This is a genomic window from Pseudomonas sp. UBA5666, from assembly GCF_002420785.1.
Taxonomy (GTDB): Bacteria; Pseudomonadota; Gammaproteobacteria; order Pseudomonadales; family Pseudomonadaceae; genus Aquipseudomonas; species Aquipseudomonas fulva.
Map to the genome: position 1 here is coordinate 62,302 of NZ_DIIQ01000042.1, position 17,306 is coordinate 79,607.

Genomic DNA, 17,306 nt, shown 5'->3' on the forward strand with positions numbered 1-17,306 from the left:
TTTTGCGGGGAGACGTTCAATGGCAGGTGATAGCTTGCAGCCCAGCACTTTGCCCGCGGCCCTGTCGTCGCGCTCATGGACCCTGGCCGCTTATCAGTACATGGTGCGCAAGCGCCTGCTCAGGCAGCCGTCGCCAGACATCAGGAGCATTGCCGAGCGTTCGTGGGACATTGCGCCGGGCGAGATGTCCATAACCCCGCCCGCGATATTCTTGCCAGGCCAGCTCGAACGCGTCACAGGCTGGGAAGGCAAGCGGTTCTATCCCTTCGTGCACCCGCGCTCGACCATGGAGGGCGGCATCCGCACCGCGCATGGGTCGACCCGCGGCTACCTGTGCAGGGACGTGTGGTTGATCGACGGCGCGTTGTACAAGGGCAGGGCAGCGCAGTGGCTGTCGCACAGGCACAGCGCGTTCCCCCCCCTGAGCGTTGAGCATGAAATCGACCGCGGGGCCATCTACTGCACCCATAACGGCAATGCATGGTTTGGCACCTGGTTGATGGAGGACTGCCCGACCTATGCACTGGCCTGCAACGAGGGCATGCCCGTCACTACCGCGCCCTCTGCAAAGTACCCAATCTTCACCCAGGCCCCTGCCTATGAAGCATGGCTTGGCATGCAGCCGCATCGCCTGCGCACGGCGTTCTTTCGCGAACTGGTGCTGTTCGACGACCAGAGCAACAACCGCGACCGCCACGCCCGCTATCGGGCGATGGGCGACAAACTTCGGGCGCATGTGGCCCATTGCCCGCATCCAGGTGTCTTTCTGCTGCGCGGAGGCGACGGTGATCTGCGCTTGCTGCGCAACGAACTGGCACTGGCTGAGCACTTGCGCGTCACCCGGGGGTTCCGCGTGGTCGATCCGTTGAAAAGCGACGTGCCTTCGATCGTCGCAGCCTGCGCCGGGGCGCACGTGGTCATCGGGGTGGAGGGCAGCCAACTGGTGCACGGCGTGAACGTGCTGGAGGCGGGCGGGTGTCTGCTGACCCTCCAACCCCCGAACCGCTTCGTCAGCTACTACAAGTACCTAACCGACCGTGACCATCAGCATTTCGGGTTCGTGGTTGGCGTGCCCGACGGGGACGGCTTTCGTATCGACATCCAGGAGGTAGAGCGAACGCTGGACCTGTTTCCCTCTCCGGCGGTGTAGTATCGGCCGATTGCATGGGAAGGGGATAAGGCGGCGATGCTTGAGGTATCTCGGTTCTGGCGTGATTCGGCACTGCCTTTCGTCGAGGCGCGAGTGGTCGGAGACGGGCGTCAGGTATGCCATGCCGCTCATTCCCACGAGAGTTTTTCACTCGGGGTAATCACCGGCGGGCGCAGTACTTACGTCAGCGGTCATGACCAGTTCGAGGTGGCGGCCGGCAGCACGGTGTTGATCAACCCGGGTGTGATTCACGCGTGCAATCCTGTCTCGGGTCTGCCGTGGTCGTACATCATGCTGTTCATCGACACGCCATGGTTGGCATCGGTGGGCTTAACCTTGCCGAGCCAACGTTACAGCGCAGCCCCGGGCCTGTACCAGCAAGTGCTATCGGTGTGCGCTGCGCTGTTTCACCCTGATGCGGCTGATCGCGAGCAACGACTTAGAGCGATGCTGTGCGACCTGCCCAGGTTCCTTGGCCAAGAACCGGCGTCAGAGGATGGAATCAACCCACGCCTTGAAGCGGCCGCAGCGTTTATCCGCGCCCATCGAAGCGACCCGCTGACGCTTGAGGACATCGCCACGGCCTGCGGCTTGTCGCGTGCCTACCTGATCCGCGCCTTTGGCAAGCGCTTCGGCTTGACGCCCCACGGTTACCTGCTTGATCAGCGTGTGCAATTGGCCCGCTCGCACTTGCGCCACGGGCAATCGATCGCCGAGGCTGCCCAGTCCGCAGGCTTTGCCGACCAGTCGCACTTGCAGCGGGCATTCAAGCGTCATCTGGCGGCCACCCCCGGGCATTATCGGCAAACCACAGCGTTTAGATGACCAGCCCCAACGCGCTGGCGACCAACAAAGCGGCAAGCGTACGATTCAACAGGCGCAGCGGCCGCGGGCTCTGCAGGTGCTGGCCCGCCACGCTGCCTGCCCAAGCCCAGCAGGCCACGGACACGAAGCATATCGGTGCGTATATCCAGGTAAAGATCCACAGCGCCTGTTGCTCGCCAGCCGTGTAGGCGCCCACCCCGGCCACGGCGGCAAGCCACGCCTTGGGGTTCAACCACTGCATGGTTGCGCCGCACCAGGCTGAAGGGGGTGCGCAGGCATGACCGGCCCCCAGTGCGCCGTCGTCACTGGCGAGTCGCAAGGCCATGTAAAGCAGAAACAGCACCCCACCTGCCTGGAGTACACCCTGTAGCGGCCCCCAATGTCCCAGCAACTGGTGCAGGCCGTTGCCCACCAGGAGCAGGAGCACACAAAAACCGAATGTCGCGCCTGCTGCGTGGCCAAGGCTTGCGCGCAGGCCGTGTCGAACGCCGCTGGCCAGGGCCACCACATTGACTGGCCCAGGCGAAATGGAGGCCGCCAGTGCGAAGGCAGCCATGGACAATGCTAGATTCATGGGAACGTACTCGTGGGTCATTTACCGCACATCATCCAGGCGCAACGTCAGTCAGGTATTGAACAAAAGTGCCTACCTGGTGCCAGGGGAGCGCACCGGCCGTGCACGGGCATAGCTGCTAACGGTTTGTAATAGTTTTGCGCTTACCGAAAAACCTGCTGTGCTTGTAGGATCATCTTCCCTAATTGTTATTCAGGTCACTATGAGCACCTTCGCGGAGCCTCCCAGTCCCCGGCCTTGCTGGCCACATCGTTCAACCCCTTCAATTTTGACGAGTACTCGCTGATGGAATGGCTGGCTGATCCGACGGCCTGGCTAGGCCTGCTCACGCTTATCGTCCTGGAATTGGTGCTGGGTATCGACAACCTGGTATTCATCGCCATCCTGGCAGACAAGCTTCCCCCTCATCAGCGCGACCGCGCGCGCATCATTGGCCTGAGCCTGGCGCTGATCATGCGCTTGGGCCTACTGGCGAGCATCTCCTGGATGGTCACCCTTACGGCGCCGCTGTTCGAGGTGTTCGACAAGAGTTTCTCCGGGCGCGACTTGATCATGCTGTTTGGTGGTGTGTTCCTGCTCTTCAAGGCGACCATGGAATTGCATGAGCGGCTCGAGGGCCATGTTGCCCAGGCCAGCGGCCCCGTTCGTCACGCCGCCTTCTGGCCAATCGTGGCGCAGATCGTGGTACTCGATGCGGTCTTCTCCCTGGATGCGGTGATCACCGCAGTCGGCATGGTCGAACACCTGTCCATCATGATGATCGCGGTGATTTTCTCCATCGGTATCATGATTGTGGCCAGCAAGCCGCTGACCCGGTTCGTCAATGCCCACCCGACGGTCATCATGCTGTGCCTGGGCTTTTTGATGATGATCGGTTTCAGTCTGACCGCAGAAGGCCTGGGCTTCCATATCCCCAAAGGCTATCTGTACGCAGCGATCGGTTTCTCGATTCTGATCGAGCTGTTCAACCAGCTGGCCAGGGCGCGGCGCAAGCGCAGCCTGCAGCAGCATCGACCTTTGCGTGAACGTACGGCGCATGCGGTGTTGCGCCTGCTGGGCGGTCGTCGCGTCGAAGCTGACGAAGTTGGGGAAGAAATCGCCGACATGCTAGAGGGCAATGGCGAACAGGTGCTGTTCGATCGTCGTGAGCGGATCATGATCAGCGGCGTGCTGAACCTGGCCGAACGCCCGATCCGGACAGTCATGACCGTGCGCTCGGAAGTCGACGTGATCGATCTGGCCCAACCGGCCGACGCCATCACGCGAGCCTTGATCAATTCGCCTTACTCGCGGCTGCCGCTGATCCGTAACGGTCGGGTGGACGAGCCACTGGGCTTCGTGCACAAGAAGGAGCTACTCAAGGAGCTGCTGTCGGGCAATCAGCCTGACCTGGAAGGCATGGCCCGGGCACCGTTGAACCTGCTGGACAGTTTCAGCATCCTCAATGCACTCGAACAGATGCGCAGCCAATCCACCCACATTGCTTTCGTGGTCAACGAGTTCGGTGATTTCACGGGTGTGCTGACCATGACCGACATTCTTGAATCCATCGCCGGTGAGCTACCTGACGCCAGTGAAGTGGAGGGGCCTGGGATCATCCAGGATGGGGAGGGCTTCGTCGTCAGCGGCGCAGTGATCCTGGCTCAGGTGCAGGCTCGAACGGGCTTCGCCGCCCGTGCGACCGAGGACTACCAGACCCTGGCGGGCCTGGTGATGAGCTTGCTCGATCGCCTTCCGGTAGTAGGCGATCGTCTTGCCTGGAATGACTGGACGCTGATCGTCGAGGCGGTAGAAGAGCGTCGGGTGCGTCAGGTGCGCCTCAAACAGAACGCCGACGGTGACGCAGCATGTGCTTGAATCCTTCGATGACCAGCACCACCACGGCCCCCCAGATGGGCAGGTAGGTCAGCCATTGGTCTGCACCGATGGTTTCGCCCAACAGCAAGGCTACGCCGACCAGCAAGACAGGCTCGACGTAGCTGAGCAACCCGAACAGGCTGAACGGCAATAGCCTGCTGGCCATGACGTAGGCGATCAACGCAGACGCGCTGATCGCTCCCAGCACGGGAATGAGTACGTAAAGGCCGGGATGGGCCTGCATGTCGGCGCTGGAAAGCGGCCCTTGCACCACGAAGTAGAGGGCCCAAGGCAACAGCAGGCACATGTCGCACCACAGCCCGCCCAGATGATCCGTGCCGCAGCGGCGCCGGAGCACGAAATAAATGGGGTAGCCGACCACCACTACCAAGGTTTCCCAGGCGAAACTGCCATGCTGATACAGTTCATGGCCCACACCAAGCGCCGCACAGCCCACTGCAATTTTCTGCAAGTGCGACAATTGCTCGCCGTAGACCAACCGGCCCGTGAGCACCATGGCCAGGGGCAACATGAAGTACCCCATCGACACTTCCAGACTGCGTCCGTGCAGCGGCGCCCACAGGAACAGCCACAGTTGCACGCCCATCAGCCAGGACGTACCCACCATACCCAGCAGCAGCTGTGGTGTACGCCGGACCCTGCGCAGCAGTTCGCCCACCCTTGCCCAGTCCTTGGACACCAGCATGAACAGGGTCAGGCATGGCAGCGTGAGCAGGGTGCGCCAGCCGAAGATTTCCTCGCCGTCCAGTGGCTTGAGCAGCGATGTATAGAAGTACATCACGGCGAACAGGCAGGACGCCGTGACCGATGTAACAATCCCTTTTGACACAAGTGCCTCGTATGCAGGAGATGAGCGTTGAGATCAGCCGCGCATGATCTCAGGGGGCGTGCTCTGCGGCAACCGCGAAGCGGCGGGCTGCGCCGCCAGCGCCTGCAGAAACTGAGCGGCAGGCATGGGTTTGGCGTATAGATAACCCTGCTGGAAGTGAACCCCATGTTGTTCGAGGTAATCACGCTGAACCGCCGTTTCGACGCCTTCGGCTACGATGCCAAGACCCAACTTGACCGACAGCTCGATGATGGTTTCGAGAATGGCAACGGACAACGCGTCCCCGCCGATCAAGGCGACGAAGCTCTGGTCGATCTTCAGGTAATCCACCTTGAACTGCCTGAGGTAGTTGAGGCTCGACTGGCCCGTGCCGAAATCGTCGAGGGCGATCATTACGCCGATCTCATGCAACTGCTCGAACAGCTCCAGCGTCGTGGGCGAGGGTTCGAGCAACTTGCGTTCGGTCAACTCCAGGGTGAGGATGACCCGACCGGGTGGGAAGTGGGCCAGGAATGCGCGGCAGTCATCCAGAAGCTCAAGGCTGCGGCAGTGGTCGGCCGTGATGTTGATGCCGATGTGGAACCCGTCCTCCATCAGGGCGACATAGGGCGCCAGGCTGCTCGCCGTATGCTTCATCAGCGAACGGGTCATCGCCACGATCTGACCGCTGTGCTCGGCATAGGGAATGAACAGGTCGGGCCTAACCAGACCTTCACTCGGGTGATTCCAGCGCATCAGCACTTCTGCACCGGCCCAGCGGTAATCCCCTCGACGAACCACAGGCTGGAAGTAGGGCATGAACTCGTCGGCCTCCAATGCCCTGCGCAGCTCGGCACGCGGCGAGGTGGCCCGCCTGATCTGCCAGCGACAGACAACGCCGGCAACAACGCCCAGCACCGCCAGTAAGCCCAGAAGCGCCAGATAGTGGCTGCGCCAAAGCCGGCTCGACTGGTGCGCCATATAGCCGCCTTCAACGCTGAACGGATAATGTGCAGACGCCATGAACACGGGGGCGCTAACCGCAACCGGTGCCGGCCCCCGGTGAACGATGCCGTCTCGGCCCATCCAGGCGTTTCCCACGCGCAGGTACAGTGCGTGGCCTGCACCCAGCAGACGCAGCGCCATCAGCAGATGATCGCCATCGACCGTGGTGATTGCCGCGCGGTCTTTGTCACTGGCGCGATAGACCAGCAGCGGGTGCCCAGGTGTGACGGAATTGCCGTCCATCAACCACAAGTGCCCATCGACATAGTCGCTGGCTGTTACCGGTTCATCGAACGCCCCGAATAACGAACTGCAGTACAACCGATCCTGCTTGACCAGGTTGGTCGAGCGAATGAAGGCGTTGCGGGTCACTTCGCCACGTAACAGCAGCTGCGCCTCGGTACACGGCGTACCCGCCGAGGGTAGCAACGCGATCGCCGTACGCAAGGCGCCGTCGAGGATGCGCTCGACATGCTCGATGACTTGCTCGGCAGTCGCTCGGCTGCCGGCTTGCAGATCACGCTCAATCTGCCAGTTCATAACGGTCAGGCCGCATGCGATAGGGAATGCGCCGACCATCCAGGGCAGCAGGGTTCGCCAGCCGAAGCCTGAGCGCGATTTTCTAGAAAGGGGCATAGTGGCAACTGATCGAAGGAGACGTTACAAAGCATAGCCCTGTGCCCAGGGGTGAGGAACTAATGCGGGACAAAACAAATTACGCTGTGTAGAATCGGTTTACGAAAAAAAACAATAAGGCGCCTTTGTTCCGAAGGCGTCACACCTGCTGAGTACGGGTCCTATGACATACCCTGGCTTCAGATTGATCATTGGTGACTTCCTCGCGCGCAGTGTGCGGGGCATTCCGTGCTCCCCGCCGGCGCTGTTCGACATCCCAGGCAAACATTGAATTCGCTGCAGATGAGGACACGCACATGGCTGATATTTTCGACAATCCTATGGGTTTGATGGGCTTTGAGTTCATCGAGCTGGCTTCGCCTACTCCCGGGGTTCTGGAGCCTGTATTCCAGATGCTGGGCTTCACCAAGGTGGCCACCCACCGCTCCAAGGATGTGCACCTGTATCGACAGGGCGACATCAACCTGATCTTGAACAATGAACCCAGAAGCGTAGCTTCGTATTTCGCCGCTGAGCATGGCCCGTCCATTTGCGGCATGGCGTTTCGTGTGCGCAACGCTCACGATGCTTACGCCCGCGCCCTGGAGCTGGGCGCACAGCCCGTCGAGATCGAGACGGGCCCGATGGAACTGCGTCTTCCGGCGATCAAGGGCATCGGCGGTGCCCCGCTTTACCTTATCGACCGTTTTGAAGAAGGTAGCTCGATCTATGACATCGACTTCAACTTCATCGACGGCGTGGATCGCCACCCGACCGGTGCAGGCCTGAAGGTCATCGACCACCTGACCCATAACGTCTATCGCGGGCGCATGGCCTATTGGGCTGGGTTCTACGAGAAGTTGTTCAACTTCCGCGAAATACGCTACTTCGATATCAAGGGGGAATACACAGGTCTGACCTCCAAGGCGATGACTGCGCCCGATGGCATGATCCGGATTCCGCTCAACGAAGAATCGTCCAAGGGTGCGGGACAGATCGAAGAGTTCCTGATGCAGTTCAATGGCGAAGGCATTCAGCATGTCGCGTTCTCGACCGACGACCTGGTCAAGACCTGGGATGCGCTCAAAGGTCTGGGCATGCGCTTCATGACCCCGCCGCCGCAGACTTACTACGAGATGCTTCCCGAGCGCCTGCCTGATCATGGTGAGCCGGTGGATCAGCTTCAGGCACGTGGCATTTTGCTGGACGGTGCAGCACAAGCCGGGGACAAACGACTGTTGTTGCAGATATTCTCCGAAACGCTGCTGGGGCCGGTGTTCTTCGAGTTCATCCAGCGCAAGGGTGACGACGGATTCGGAGAAGGCAACTTCAAGGCGCTGTTCGAATCCATCGAGCGTGACCAGGTTCGCCGCGGCGTGCTCAGCGTCGAGTAAATACCGGCGGTGCCGTCATGGTCCTGGGCGATCGACGGCACTGTTTCGCTGCCTGCCGCGCATTTTGCTCAACACCATGTAGATCACCGAGCCCGTCATGAGCCCCACCAGCATCAATGAAGGGAGCATCTTGAACACGGCAGTGCGCAGTTCCTGGGCGGCGTAACCCGCGGGATAGCCAGCGACCACCCGGTAAGGGTACTGGGTGGACCCCAGTTCATGGGTGAATTCCGCGACGGAAGGCCTTGTACCGTTCAGGCTATCGCCATCCTTCCAGACAGAGTGCTTGTCAAACTCCAACACCAGCGCGAGTCCGTCCTTGAAAGCGTCAAGTTCAGTGCGCAATTGCACTGGAAAGCTTGTTGCGATCACGCCTTTTTTCTCACCTTGCACGTACATGTTCATCAGCAAGTAACCCTTCGCATCCAGCATCAGGTGGTTGAACGTCAACAGTTGCCCGGTCGAGGCAATTTCAGTCAGCAGCTCATGCGAGTCCGAGGCGGAGCTGCAATAGGCCTTGCCGTCATCAATCACAGCCAGCGACCTGAGCATCGAACGGCTGGTCACCTGGTCGACAAGGGCGCGTCTGATGCTACTGCAAGGCTGACCAGCCAGTGGCAGCGTGCTCAGGGCCACCTCTTGTACGCGGTCCAAGGCTTGATCGACGCTGAAAACCGCCTCCCGAACCGACACTTCAGCGTTGTCCGCAAGCTTGGCCTCCTGCTGATAGTTGATGACCAGTAGTCCTGAAAAGACAGGTACCAGACCTACAGCCATCAGCAGTACCAACTCAAGCAGGCTCCGCCCCGCATGCATGAACTTGTCCATCGATCATCGTTCCTCAAGCCTCGCGCTGCCCAGGGTGGGCAGCTGGCTCAAGCCTAGGGCGTTGTCGAAAGCACCACTGTAGGGGGATAGCCGAGAAGGTGTGGGATTTGGTTAGGCTGAACGTAGCTGCCATCCGTTTTCATAAGCGGTGCAGCAACAGATGAATGGGCTTGCGCCGGCACATCCGGGGCAGGAGGGTCTGCGTGTCGCGCTGGCCTATGCTAACGTGGCACGGCGCATGGAGCTTGCGTGCAGGCCCATCACTAAGGCCACCGGCTTTCGCTTAACGACGGAGAACCACATTGGTCGGCAAAGAAGGACCTGGAGTCTCAACGAGATCGGTCGCAACTAGACTCTCCAAACGGACACGCCCAAGCGATTTCAAGGAACAAGTAATCCGCTTCGATTGGTCGCATACGCCTCTGGGGGCCTTGCCCCACTGGCCTGCCTGCTTGCGCATCGCAGTCGACACCATGTCTCGCTCGCCGTTTGCGTGTGCTGTGGTGTGGGGCAGTCAACTGACGGTCATACCCAACGACGCCTATGTGGCGCTCAAGGGATCGCCAATCACGTTAGGTGCGCGTTTCGATACGCTGTGGCACGACGACTGGGAAAGTCTGGGCCCGTCTGTGTTCGACGCGCTAGCGGGCCGTTCCAGTTTCATCGAACATCCGCCAGTCCACATCGCTCGCTGCGATCACGCTGACGGCATCTGGTGCGCCTTGGGTTATACCCCCCTGAACGATGAGTTAGGGGAGGTCGCAGGGTTTGTCCATACGATCATCGAAACCACGGCAACCAAGGGGGGCCGTGAGCATTGGCGAAGCCAGGCCATGTCGTTGGAGAGGCAGATTGCATCTCATGCCAGCGAGCTGGAAAGAATCTGGCAGCTGTCAAACGACGCCATGATGACGGTCACCTCCGACCTCAAGCTGCACAATGCCAATCCCACCTGGCTAAGCATTCTCGGATGGGAGCTGGAGCAGGTGCGGCACTTGCCCATCTTGTCCCTGGTCCACCCTGCAGACCTTGCACAGGTCCAGCTAGCGATTGAATCGCTGCTGCGTCGCAACGATACCCATCAGATCGAGACGCGCCTGCGGCACCGTGAAGGCCACTACCACTGGTTTAGATGGCGTGCGCGAGTGGGTGCGAGATTGGTGACCATCGTAGGGCGAGACATCACCGGAACACGCGAAGAGGCCATGCGCCAATCCCGCATGTTGATGCGTAACACCGAGCGCATGGAGGCGGTGGGACAATTGGCCGGCGGCATGGGCAACGAGATGAACAACCTGCTGTCGGGTATTGGGGGTGGGCTTGAGCTACTGCAGCTGCGACTCCAGGAAGGGCGCCTGGAACGTATCGAGGAGTATGTGAAGCTTTCTCGTGATTCGGTACTACGCGCCATGGAACTGACCCATCGCCTGCTCGCCTTTTCTCGTGATCGGCCTTCGGCGCCGAGACCGTTTCACCTCAATCGCCAACTGCGCCTGAGCGAGCCGCTGCTGCTGAGCGCTCTGGGCCCCGAGATGCACATCGACTGGCAACTGGACGTCGCATCCTGGGTCGTAGCCTTGGACATTGCGGCGTTCGAAAACGCATTGCTGTGCCTGTGCGCCAATGCGCGCGAGGCAAGCCTAGGCAAGGGCACCGTGAGGGTTCGCAGCGTCAACGAACGGCTGAGCGTGCCCTTTCCGGATGAAACAGGGTTGCCTGCCGGCGACTATGTGGCCCTGCATATAGCCGATGAAGGTCATGGCATGCCGGCCAGCGACGTGGCCAGGGCTTTCGAACCCTTCTTCACCAGCAAGCCTCCAGGTCGGGGGGCTGGGCTGGGGCTATCAATGGTCTACGGTTTCGTTCGTCAATCGGGTGGCTATGCGTGGATCGAGTCTACGGTGGGCGAGGGGACCAAGGTAAGCATGCTGTTCCCACGCTGCTTTGAGGCCGTTCACGAAACGCTCGCCGGTCGCAAGAGCTCAAGCCGGGTAGGGAGCGGCGAGCGCGTACTGCTGGTCGATGATGAATCGAACCTGCGTACGGTGATGCGCGAATACTTGATTGAATCTGGCTTCGATGTAACCGATGTCGCGGATGCCAACAGTGCTCTGCAGCGCTTTCGCCAGGATGAACCTTTCGAGCTGGTGATTACTGACATCGGGTTGCCCGGCAGCTTCAGTGGCAGGCAAGTGGCTAAGGCCATGCGCATGCTCAAGCCAGACCAGAAGATCCTGTTCATCACGGGCTATGCCTTGCAGGAAATCGACTCCGACGCCACTGAGCAGCCCGGAACGGCGCTTCTGCGCAAGCCATTCCAGCTGGCGCAGTTGGCGGAGCAGGCATTGGAGATGATCGACAGCTGACGCAGGGTGGCCGCGAGTCTAAAGGTCTTTCTGCAGGAATGGATCATCAGGGTTCTGGCGCTCGAGTTCGGCGAGCAGCACCTGGACATTCTGCAACTGTCCGGACGCTTTCCAGTACTCGATCAACAGGACTCTGGCTTGCCGATTGGCTGGCGCTCTGCTCAAGATGGCTTCCAGCTGTCTCTGAGCCGCATCCAGCTGTTCAAGGTCATGCAAGGTCGTGGCAAGGGTCAGACGATACTCGGCATTGTCCGGCTCCAGTTCGACCGCCCGCGACAGCGCCAATAGCGCGTATTCCTGCTGGTCGTGACGAATCAGCCAACGGCCGAGTTCATGCTGCAAGAACGCCGAATCGGGTGTCACTGCCAACGCATCGGCCAGCACCTGACGTGCAACATCGTGCGCCCCTTGGCGCTCGAGCACGGTCACCTTCAACGCCACGGCATCGAGGTTGCTGTTATCGCCCGCCAATGCCCGCTCGATGGCAGCGGCCGCCTTGGCATACTCGTCCTCGTGCAGGTACAGGCGGGCCAGCTGGACCTGTGCATCGACGTCCTGGGGCTGGGCGAGCAGAACCTGCTCCTGCGCCCCAATGGCTTCGTGCAAGGCACGCAGATACAGGCCCATGCTGTCAGCGTCCACGTCCAACAGCGCCCCTACGGCCGCAAAACGAACGCTCTGATCGCTGTCTTCAAGCAGGGGGCCAAGTATCAGGCTCCGCTGAGGCCCAGGCAGCAGGCGGCTGATCGCGGACACGGCGGCGCGACGAACGATGGCATCGGCATGGTCCAGATCTGCCTGGGCCAGCTTGAAGGCTAGCGCAGACGGGTAATTGGGCAGCTCGGCATACAGGGCCGCTCGGCGGATGGCCGGCAGGTCATGGCGCTGAAGCTGTTGGTACAAGACCCGTGCAGCGCCGGGCTGACCGTCATGGGCCTGGCGCAGTGCCTTCACGTAGCTATGCGGGGGCAGTGCTGGCTGATCAGGCTCTACGTCGCGCCACAGATAACCGAACAGCGCTGACAGCATCATCAACGCCAGCAATGCAATCAGGTAGCGGGTACGTCTTGGCATCGGACGGTCCGTGTGTCAGGAGAGGCAAAGCTTGGGCCAGCCTTCGGTTAAATGCAACCGGGCTGGGTACGCCTGTGGCAGGCTTTGCCTGAAACCCGCAGGCCCGAGCAAAAAAAGCCCCGCAGAACTCGATCTGCGGGGCAAACGGCCGGTCCGGGACCAACCAAAGGAGCTTGTTGAGCTGCGGTTCAGTGCGAGCTGGCTACCGTGTCAGGTTGCCAGCCGCCACCGAGTGCCTTGTAAATTGAAACGATTCCCCGATAGAGGTCGACCTCGCCAAGGGCCTGTGCATCCTCCGCACTCAGGCGCTCGCGCTCGGCATCGAGCAGCACCAGGTAATCGACTGACCCCTCGCGGTAGCGGATCGACGCCAGGTCGGCCGCTTTGCGGCTGGCCTCGCTCTGGCGCATCAGCGACAGCAGCCGCTGCTGGATCTTGTCGTAGTCGCTGAACGCATTGGCCGACTCTTCCAACGCCAGCAGTACCTGCTGCTCATAGTTAGCCAGCGCGCCTTGCGCGTCGGCTTTGGCGCCGCGCAGGCGTGCCCTCACGCTGCCCAAGTCAAAGGCCGCCCAAGTAATGCTGGGCCCCAACCCCCAGGCGCCCGCTGCCGAGGAGCCGAGCTGGGAGCCGCGCGCTGCGGTGAAGCCCAGGAAACCGCTCAGGCTCACCCGGGGAAACAGATCTGCCGTCGCCACCCCGACGTTTGCGGTGGCCGCAGCGAGCTGGCGTTCGGCGCTGCGTATGTCGGGGCGTCGGCGCAGCAGTTCACCAGGGTCACCGACAGGCAAGGCCTTGGCGATGGCTGGCAGTGCTTTGGGGGACAGGTCAACGCCGATTGCGTCAGGTCGACGGCCCAGCAAGGTGGCGATGCGATGCCGTGATCTGGCCTGTTGGGCCTGCAACTGCGGCACACTGGCTTCGACCCCTGCCAAGCGCGCGTCGGCCCGTACCACGTCCAGTTCATTACCCACCCCGGCATCGCGCAGCGTTTCAGTGATGGTGCGCGATTGTTGCTGGGTCTTGAGGTTCGCCAAGGCTATGTGTTCACGCAGTTGCGCGCCGCGCAGCTGACCGTAGGCGTCGACCAGCTCGGCGATTAGGCTGACCTGAAGTTGCTGAAGGTCAGCCGCCGCTGCTGCTTCCTGAGCCTGGCTGGCTTCGATCTGGCGCGTAATCCGCCCGAACAGGTCGACTTCCCACGCCATGTCCAGGCCAAGGTCGTAGCGCTCGGCATTGACCCGATGGTCAGTCTGGCCAGGCACCTGGCCTTTGCCCACTTCACTGCTGGCACGGCTGGTCACGACCGGGAACAGATCGTTTTCGGCATCGTCCCGAATCGCCCTGGCCGACTTGAGTCGTGCGAAAGCGACCCGTAGATCTCGGTTACCTTCCAACGAGGCCTGCACCAGTTGGTTCAGGGTCGGGTCGTCGAACTGTTTCCACCACAGGCTCTCGAAACGGGTGCGGTCATAGGCCTTGGCCTGGGCATCGACGTCCAGCTGAGCTGGGGCAGTAGCCGGCGCGTGGTAATCAGGCCCTACCGCGCAGGCCGCCAGGGCCAGGCTGAGCAGGCTCGGTGTCAGGTGTTTGAACAGGTTCATGCAGGGTTCTCCAGCGGATGGATGCGCTCGGCCTTGCGGGCCTGACGTCGCTCGACAAAACGGCGGATCAGGAAGAAGAACACCGGGGTCAGGAACAGGCCGAACACCGTGACGCCGATCATCCCGGAGAACACCGCCACGCCCATGGCATGACGCATCTCCGAGCCTGCTCCCGAGCTGAACACCAGCGGTACGACACCCATGATGAACGCGATGGACGTCATCAGGATGGGGCGCAAGCGCAGACGGCAGGCTTCCAGCACCGCAGCCAGAGGATCGAGGCCTTTGGCCTGCTCGTCTTTGGCGAACTCCACGATCAGGATGGCGTTCTTGCAGGCAAGCCCGACCAGAACGATGAGCCCGATCTGGGTGAAGATGTTGTTGTCACCACCGGAGACAATGACGCCAGTAATGGCCGAGAGCAGCGTCATCGGCACGATCAGGATCACCGCCAAGGGCAGGCTCCAGCTCTCGTACTGGGCGGCCAGTACCAGGAACGCCAACAACACGCACAACGGGAACACGAACAGCGCAGTGTTGCCCGAGAGGATCTGCTGGTAGGTCAGGTCCGTCCACTCGAAGGTCATGCCGTTGGGCAATTCCTGCTTCAGGAGTTTCTCGATGGCCGCTTCTGCCTGGCCTGAGCTGTACCCAGGCGCCGCTGCGCCATTGATTTCTGCGGTGATGAAGCCGTTGTAGTGCATCACGCGGTCGGGCCCGGAGGTGTCGGTGACCTTGAGGAACGTGGCCAATGGGATCATATCGCCCCGATTGTTGCGCACCTTCAACTGTCCGATCTGCTCGGCGTTGAGCCGGAACTGCTGCTCGGCCTGCACGTTGACCTGGTAGGTACGTCCGAATCGGTTGAAGTCATTGGTATACAGCGACCCCAGGTACACTTGCAGAGTGTCGAAGATATCGTTGATGGCCACGCCGTGGGTCTTGGCTTTCTCACGATCGATGGCCGCATCGACCTGCGGCACGTTGACCTGGTAGCTGGTGAACAGTCCCGCAAGCTCAGGCACCTCATGGCTCTTGGCAATGATGTTCTGGGTTTCCTTGTACAGCGCTTCGTAACCCAGGTTGCCACGGTCCTCGATCTGCAGGCGGAAGCCACCGATGGTGCCGAGCCCTTGCACGGGCGGCGGTGGGAAGATCGCGATGTAGGCGTCCTGAATGTCGGCGAACTGGGCGTTCAAGGCTGCGGCGATGGCAGCGGCCGACTGGCTGGGGTCCTTGCGCTCGTCGAAGGGCTTGAGAGGCGTGAACACGATGCCGCTGTTGGGGCTGTTGGTGAAGCCATTGATGGACAGGCCCGGGAACGCGACAGAGTCCGCCACGCCCGGTTGCTTGAGGGCAATCTCGCTCATGCGCTTGATCACCGCTTCGGTGCGATCAAGGCTGGCGGCATCCGGCAATTGGGCAAACGCCACCAAGTACTGCTTGTCCTGGGCAGGCACGAAACCGGTCGGCGTGGAGGAGAAGCCCAGATAGGTCAGGCCCATCAAACCGGCATAGACGAACAGGGCGATGCCACTGGAACGGATCACTCGGCGGACACCGCCCACGTAGCGATGGCTGGCGCGGTCGAAGAAGCGGTTGAAGGGCGCAAAAAGCCAGCTACCCAGCAACCTGTCCAACAGCCGCGAGAATTTGTCCCTGGGCGCATGGTGGTCCTTGAGCAGTACCGCCGCCAAGGCAGGGGACAGGGTCAGCGAGTTGAACGCCGAGATCACCGTGGAGATCGCAATGGTCAGGGCAAACTGCTTGTAGAACTGTCCAGTCAGCCCCGAGATGAACGCTGCGGGTACGAACACCGCGCACAGCACCAAGGCGGTGGCGATGATCGGGCCTGTCACCTCGCTCATGGCTTTTTGCGTGGCTTCGAGCGGTTTGAGACCCAGCCCGATGTTGCGCTCGACGTTCTCCACTACCACGATGGCGTCATCGACCACGATGCCGATTGCCAGCACCAACCCGAACAAGGAAAGGGCATTGAGCGAGAAGCCGAACAGGTGCATCACGGCGAAGGTGCCGATCAGCGATACCGGTACGGCCAGTAGCGGAATGATCGATGCACGCCAGGTCTGCAGGAACAGGATGACCACCAGCACCACCAGTACCAATGCTTCGAACAGCGTGTGCACCACCGCCTCGATCGAGCCGCGCACGAACACGGTAGGGTCGTAGACGATGCTGTAGTCCATGCCCTCGGGGAAGTCTTTCTTCAATTCCGCCATCTTGGCGCGTACTTCATCGGAGATGTCGATGGCGTTCGAGCCCGGGCGCTGGAAGATTGGGATGGCCACGGCAGGCTGGTTGTTGAGCAGCGAGCGCAGCGCGTACTGGCTAGAGCCCAGTTCGACACGAGCGATGTCCTTCAGGCGCGTGATCTCACCGTCCGCACCGGCACGGATGATGATGTTCTCGAATTCTTCCTCATTGACCAGGCGGCCCTGGGTGTTGATCGAGAGCTGGAAGCTGGTGGAGCCCGGCGCCGGCGGAGCACCCAGCTGACCCGCGGCCACCTGGCGGTTCTGCTCGCGAATTGCAGTGACCACATCGGTGGCCGTCAGGTTGCGCGAGGCGGTCTTGTTCGGGTCCAGCCAGACGCGCAGGGAGTAGTCGCCCATGCCAAACAGCTGCACATCACCCACACCACCCAACCGTGCCAGCTCGTCCTTGATGTTCAGGATGGCGTAGTTGGACAGGTAGAGCATGTCATAGCGGTTGTCCGGTGAAGTCAGGTGCACGACCATGGTCAGGTCGGGCGACGCCTTGTCCACCGTGATACCGATACGTGTCACTTCCTCGGGCAGCTTGGGCTGCGTGCGGGTCACACGGTTCTGCACCTGCACCTGGGCATTGTCCAGGTCGGTCCCCAGGGCGAAGGTGATGGTCAAGGTCAGCTTGCCATCGGCGGTGGATTGCGAGGACATGTAGAGCATGTTCTCGACCCCGGTAATGGCTTGCTCCAGGGGCGCGGCAACGGTTTCGCCGATGACCTTGGGGTTGGCACCCGGGAAGTTGGCGCGTACCACAACCGTAGGCGGTACGACCTCAGGGTATTCACTGATGGGCAACTGGAACAGCGAAATGGAGCCTGCGATCAGCAGCACCAGTGACAGCACCGCCGCGAAGATGGGCCGTGTGATGAAGAATTTGGAGAAGTTCATCGGTGGGGT

General features: G+C 61.1%; 12 protein-coding genes. 5 read left to right on the top strand and 7 right to left on the bottom strand.

Going from position 1 to position 17,306, the window contains the following annotated elements; genetic code table 11:
* Positions 1 to 19 precede the first annotated feature (19 nt).
* Together B2Y33_RS18235 and B2Y33_RS18240 are read left to right on the top strand one after the other, a co-directional pair.
* The gene (locus B2Y33_RS18235) at positions 20 to 1,150 is read left to right on the top strand and encodes a glycosyltransferase 61 family protein (protein WP_027914924.1); all 1,131 of its coding nucleotides are present in this window, start codon (positions 20 to 22) and stop codon (positions 1,148 to 1,150) included.
* Between the two features lie 36 nt (positions 1,151 to 1,186).
* Positions 1,187 to 1,975 (top strand): helix-turn-helix transcriptional regulator, encoded by a 789-nt coding sequence (locus tag B2Y33_RS18240; protein ID WP_206405520.1) that lies wholly within the window; start codon positions 1,187 to 1,189, stop codon positions 1,973 to 1,975.
* On the opposite strand, the gene B2Y33_RS18245 is transcribed toward B2Y33_RS18240, so the two are convergent.
* Positions 1,968 to 2,549, bottom strand: a complete 582-nt coding sequence (locus tag B2Y33_RS18245; RefSeq protein ID WP_027914926.1) for a LysE family translocator — start codon at positions 2,547 to 2,549, stop codon at positions 1,968 to 1,970. The genes B2Y33_RS18240 and B2Y33_RS18245 overlap by 8 nt on opposite strands.
* A gap of 285 nt (positions 2,550 to 2,834) precedes the next feature.
* Here B2Y33_RS18245 and B2Y33_RS18250 point away from each other — a divergent pair, with 285 nt between their 5' ends.
* Positions 2,835 to 4,406, top strand: coding sequence for a TerC family protein (locus B2Y33_RS18250; RefSeq protein ID WP_206405521.1), 1,572 nt, complete (start codon positions 2,835 to 2,837; stop codon positions 4,404 to 4,406).
* Here B2Y33_RS18250 and rarD read toward each other — a convergent pair.
* Both rarD and B2Y33_RS18260 read right to left on the bottom strand, forming a co-directional pair.
* Complete coding sequence (gene rarD, locus B2Y33_RS18255) at positions 4,369 to 5,256, bottom strand: EamA family transporter RarD (RefSeq protein ID WP_027914928.1); 888 nt, start codon at positions 5,254 to 5,256, stop codon at positions 4,369 to 4,371. The two genes, B2Y33_RS18250 and rarD, sit on opposite strands and share 38 nt — an antisense overlap.
* Positions 5,257 to 5,289: 33 nt before the next feature.
* On the bottom strand, positions 5,290 to 6,876 hold the full coding sequence (locus B2Y33_RS18260) for an EAL domain-containing protein (protein ID WP_206405522.1): 1,587 nt from the start codon (positions 6,874 to 6,876) through the stop codon (positions 5,290 to 5,292).
* 296 nt (positions 6,877 to 7,172) lie between these two features.
* Here B2Y33_RS18260 and hppD point away from each other — a divergent pair, with 296 nt between their 5' ends.
* Complete coding sequence (gene hppD, locus B2Y33_RS18265) at positions 7,173 to 8,249, top strand: 4-hydroxyphenylpyruvate dioxygenase (protein ID WP_027914930.1); 1,077 nt, start codon at positions 7,173 to 7,175, stop codon at positions 8,247 to 8,249.
* 15 nt (positions 8,250 to 8,264) lie between these two features.
* Here hppD and B2Y33_RS18270 read toward each other — a convergent pair whose 3' ends face one another.
* On the bottom strand, positions 8,265 to 9,077 hold the full coding sequence (locus tag B2Y33_RS18270; protein WP_206405523.1) for a CSS-motif domain-containing protein: 813 nt from the start codon (positions 9,075 to 9,077) through the stop codon (positions 8,265 to 8,267).
* A 473-nt stretch (positions 9,078 to 9,550) separates the two neighbouring features.
* Here B2Y33_RS18270 and B2Y33_RS18275 point away from each other — a divergent pair, with 473 nt between their 5' ends.
* Entirely contained in the window at positions 9,551 to 11,443 is a 1,893-nt protein-coding gene (locus B2Y33_RS18275) for a hybrid sensor histidine kinase/response regulator (protein WP_080992871.1), read from the top strand.
* Between the two features lie 18 nt (positions 11,444 to 11,461).
* Here the strand turns inward: B2Y33_RS18275 and B2Y33_RS18280 are convergent, their stop codons facing one another.
* From B2Y33_RS18280 to B2Y33_RS18290, 3 genes are all read right to left on the bottom strand, one after another.
* The gene (locus B2Y33_RS18280) at positions 11,462 to 12,517 is read right to left on the bottom strand and encodes a hypothetical protein (RefSeq protein ID WP_027914932.1); all 1,056 of its coding nucleotides are present in this window, start codon (positions 12,515 to 12,517) and stop codon (positions 11,462 to 11,464) included.
* Between the two features lie 188 nt (positions 12,518 to 12,705).
* Complete coding sequence (locus B2Y33_RS18285; RefSeq protein ID WP_027914933.1) at positions 12,706 to 14,121, bottom strand: efflux transporter outer membrane subunit; 1,416 nt, start codon at positions 14,119 to 14,121, stop codon at positions 12,706 to 12,708.
* Positions 14,118 to 17,297, bottom strand: coding sequence for an efflux RND transporter permease subunit (locus tag B2Y33_RS18290; RefSeq protein WP_206405524.1), 3,180 nt, complete (start codon positions 17,295 to 17,297; stop codon positions 14,118 to 14,120). The genes B2Y33_RS18285 and B2Y33_RS18290 overlap by 4 nt, the downstream gene beginning before the upstream one ends.
* Positions 17,298 to 17,306 lie beyond the last annotated feature (9 nt).

Bases quoted from the DNA above. Each gene is read 5' to 3' on its own strand.
- B2Y33_RS18235 (WP_027914924.1), top strand. From the start codon at position 20: ATGGCAGGTGATAGCTTGCAGCCCAGCACTTTGCCCGCGGCCCTGTCG.
- B2Y33_RS18250 (WP_206405521.1), top strand. From the start codon at position 2,835: ATGGAATGGCTGGCTGATCCGACGGCCTGGCTAGGCCTGCTCACGCTT.
- B2Y33_RS18280 (WP_027914932.1), bottom strand. From the start codon at position 12,517: ATGCCAAGACGTACCCGCTACCTGATTGCATTGCTGGCGTTGATGATG.
- B2Y33_RS18270 (WP_206405523.1), bottom strand. From the start codon at position 9,077: ATGGACAAGTTCATGCATGCGGGGCGGAGCCTGCTTGAGTTGGTACTG.
- B2Y33_RS18290 (WP_206405524.1), bottom strand. From the start codon at position 17,297: ATGAACTTCTCCAAATTCTTCATCACACGGCCCATCTTCGCGGCGGTG.
- B2Y33_RS18245 (WP_027914926.1), bottom strand. From the start codon at position 2,549: ATGAATCTAGCATTGTCCATGGCTGCCTTCGCACTGGCGGCCTCCATT.
- hppD (WP_027914930.1), top strand. From the start codon at position 7,173: ATGGCTGATATTTTCGACAATCCTATGGGTTTGATGGGCTTTGAGTTC.
- B2Y33_RS18260 (WP_206405522.1), bottom strand. From the start codon at position 6,876: ATGCCCCTTTCTAGAAAATCGCGCTCAGGCTTCGGCTGGCGAACCCTG.
- B2Y33_RS18240 (WP_206405520.1), top strand. From the start codon at position 1,187: ATGCTTGAGGTATCTCGGTTCTGGCGTGATTCGGCACTGCCTTTCGTC.
- B2Y33_RS18285 (WP_027914933.1), bottom strand. From the start codon at position 14,121: ATGAACCTGTTCAAACACCTGACACCGAGCCTGCTCAGCCTGGCCCTG.
- B2Y33_RS18275 (WP_080992871.1), top strand. From the start codon at position 9,551: ATGTCTCGCTCGCCGTTTGCGTGTGCTGTGGTGTGGGGCAGTCAACTG.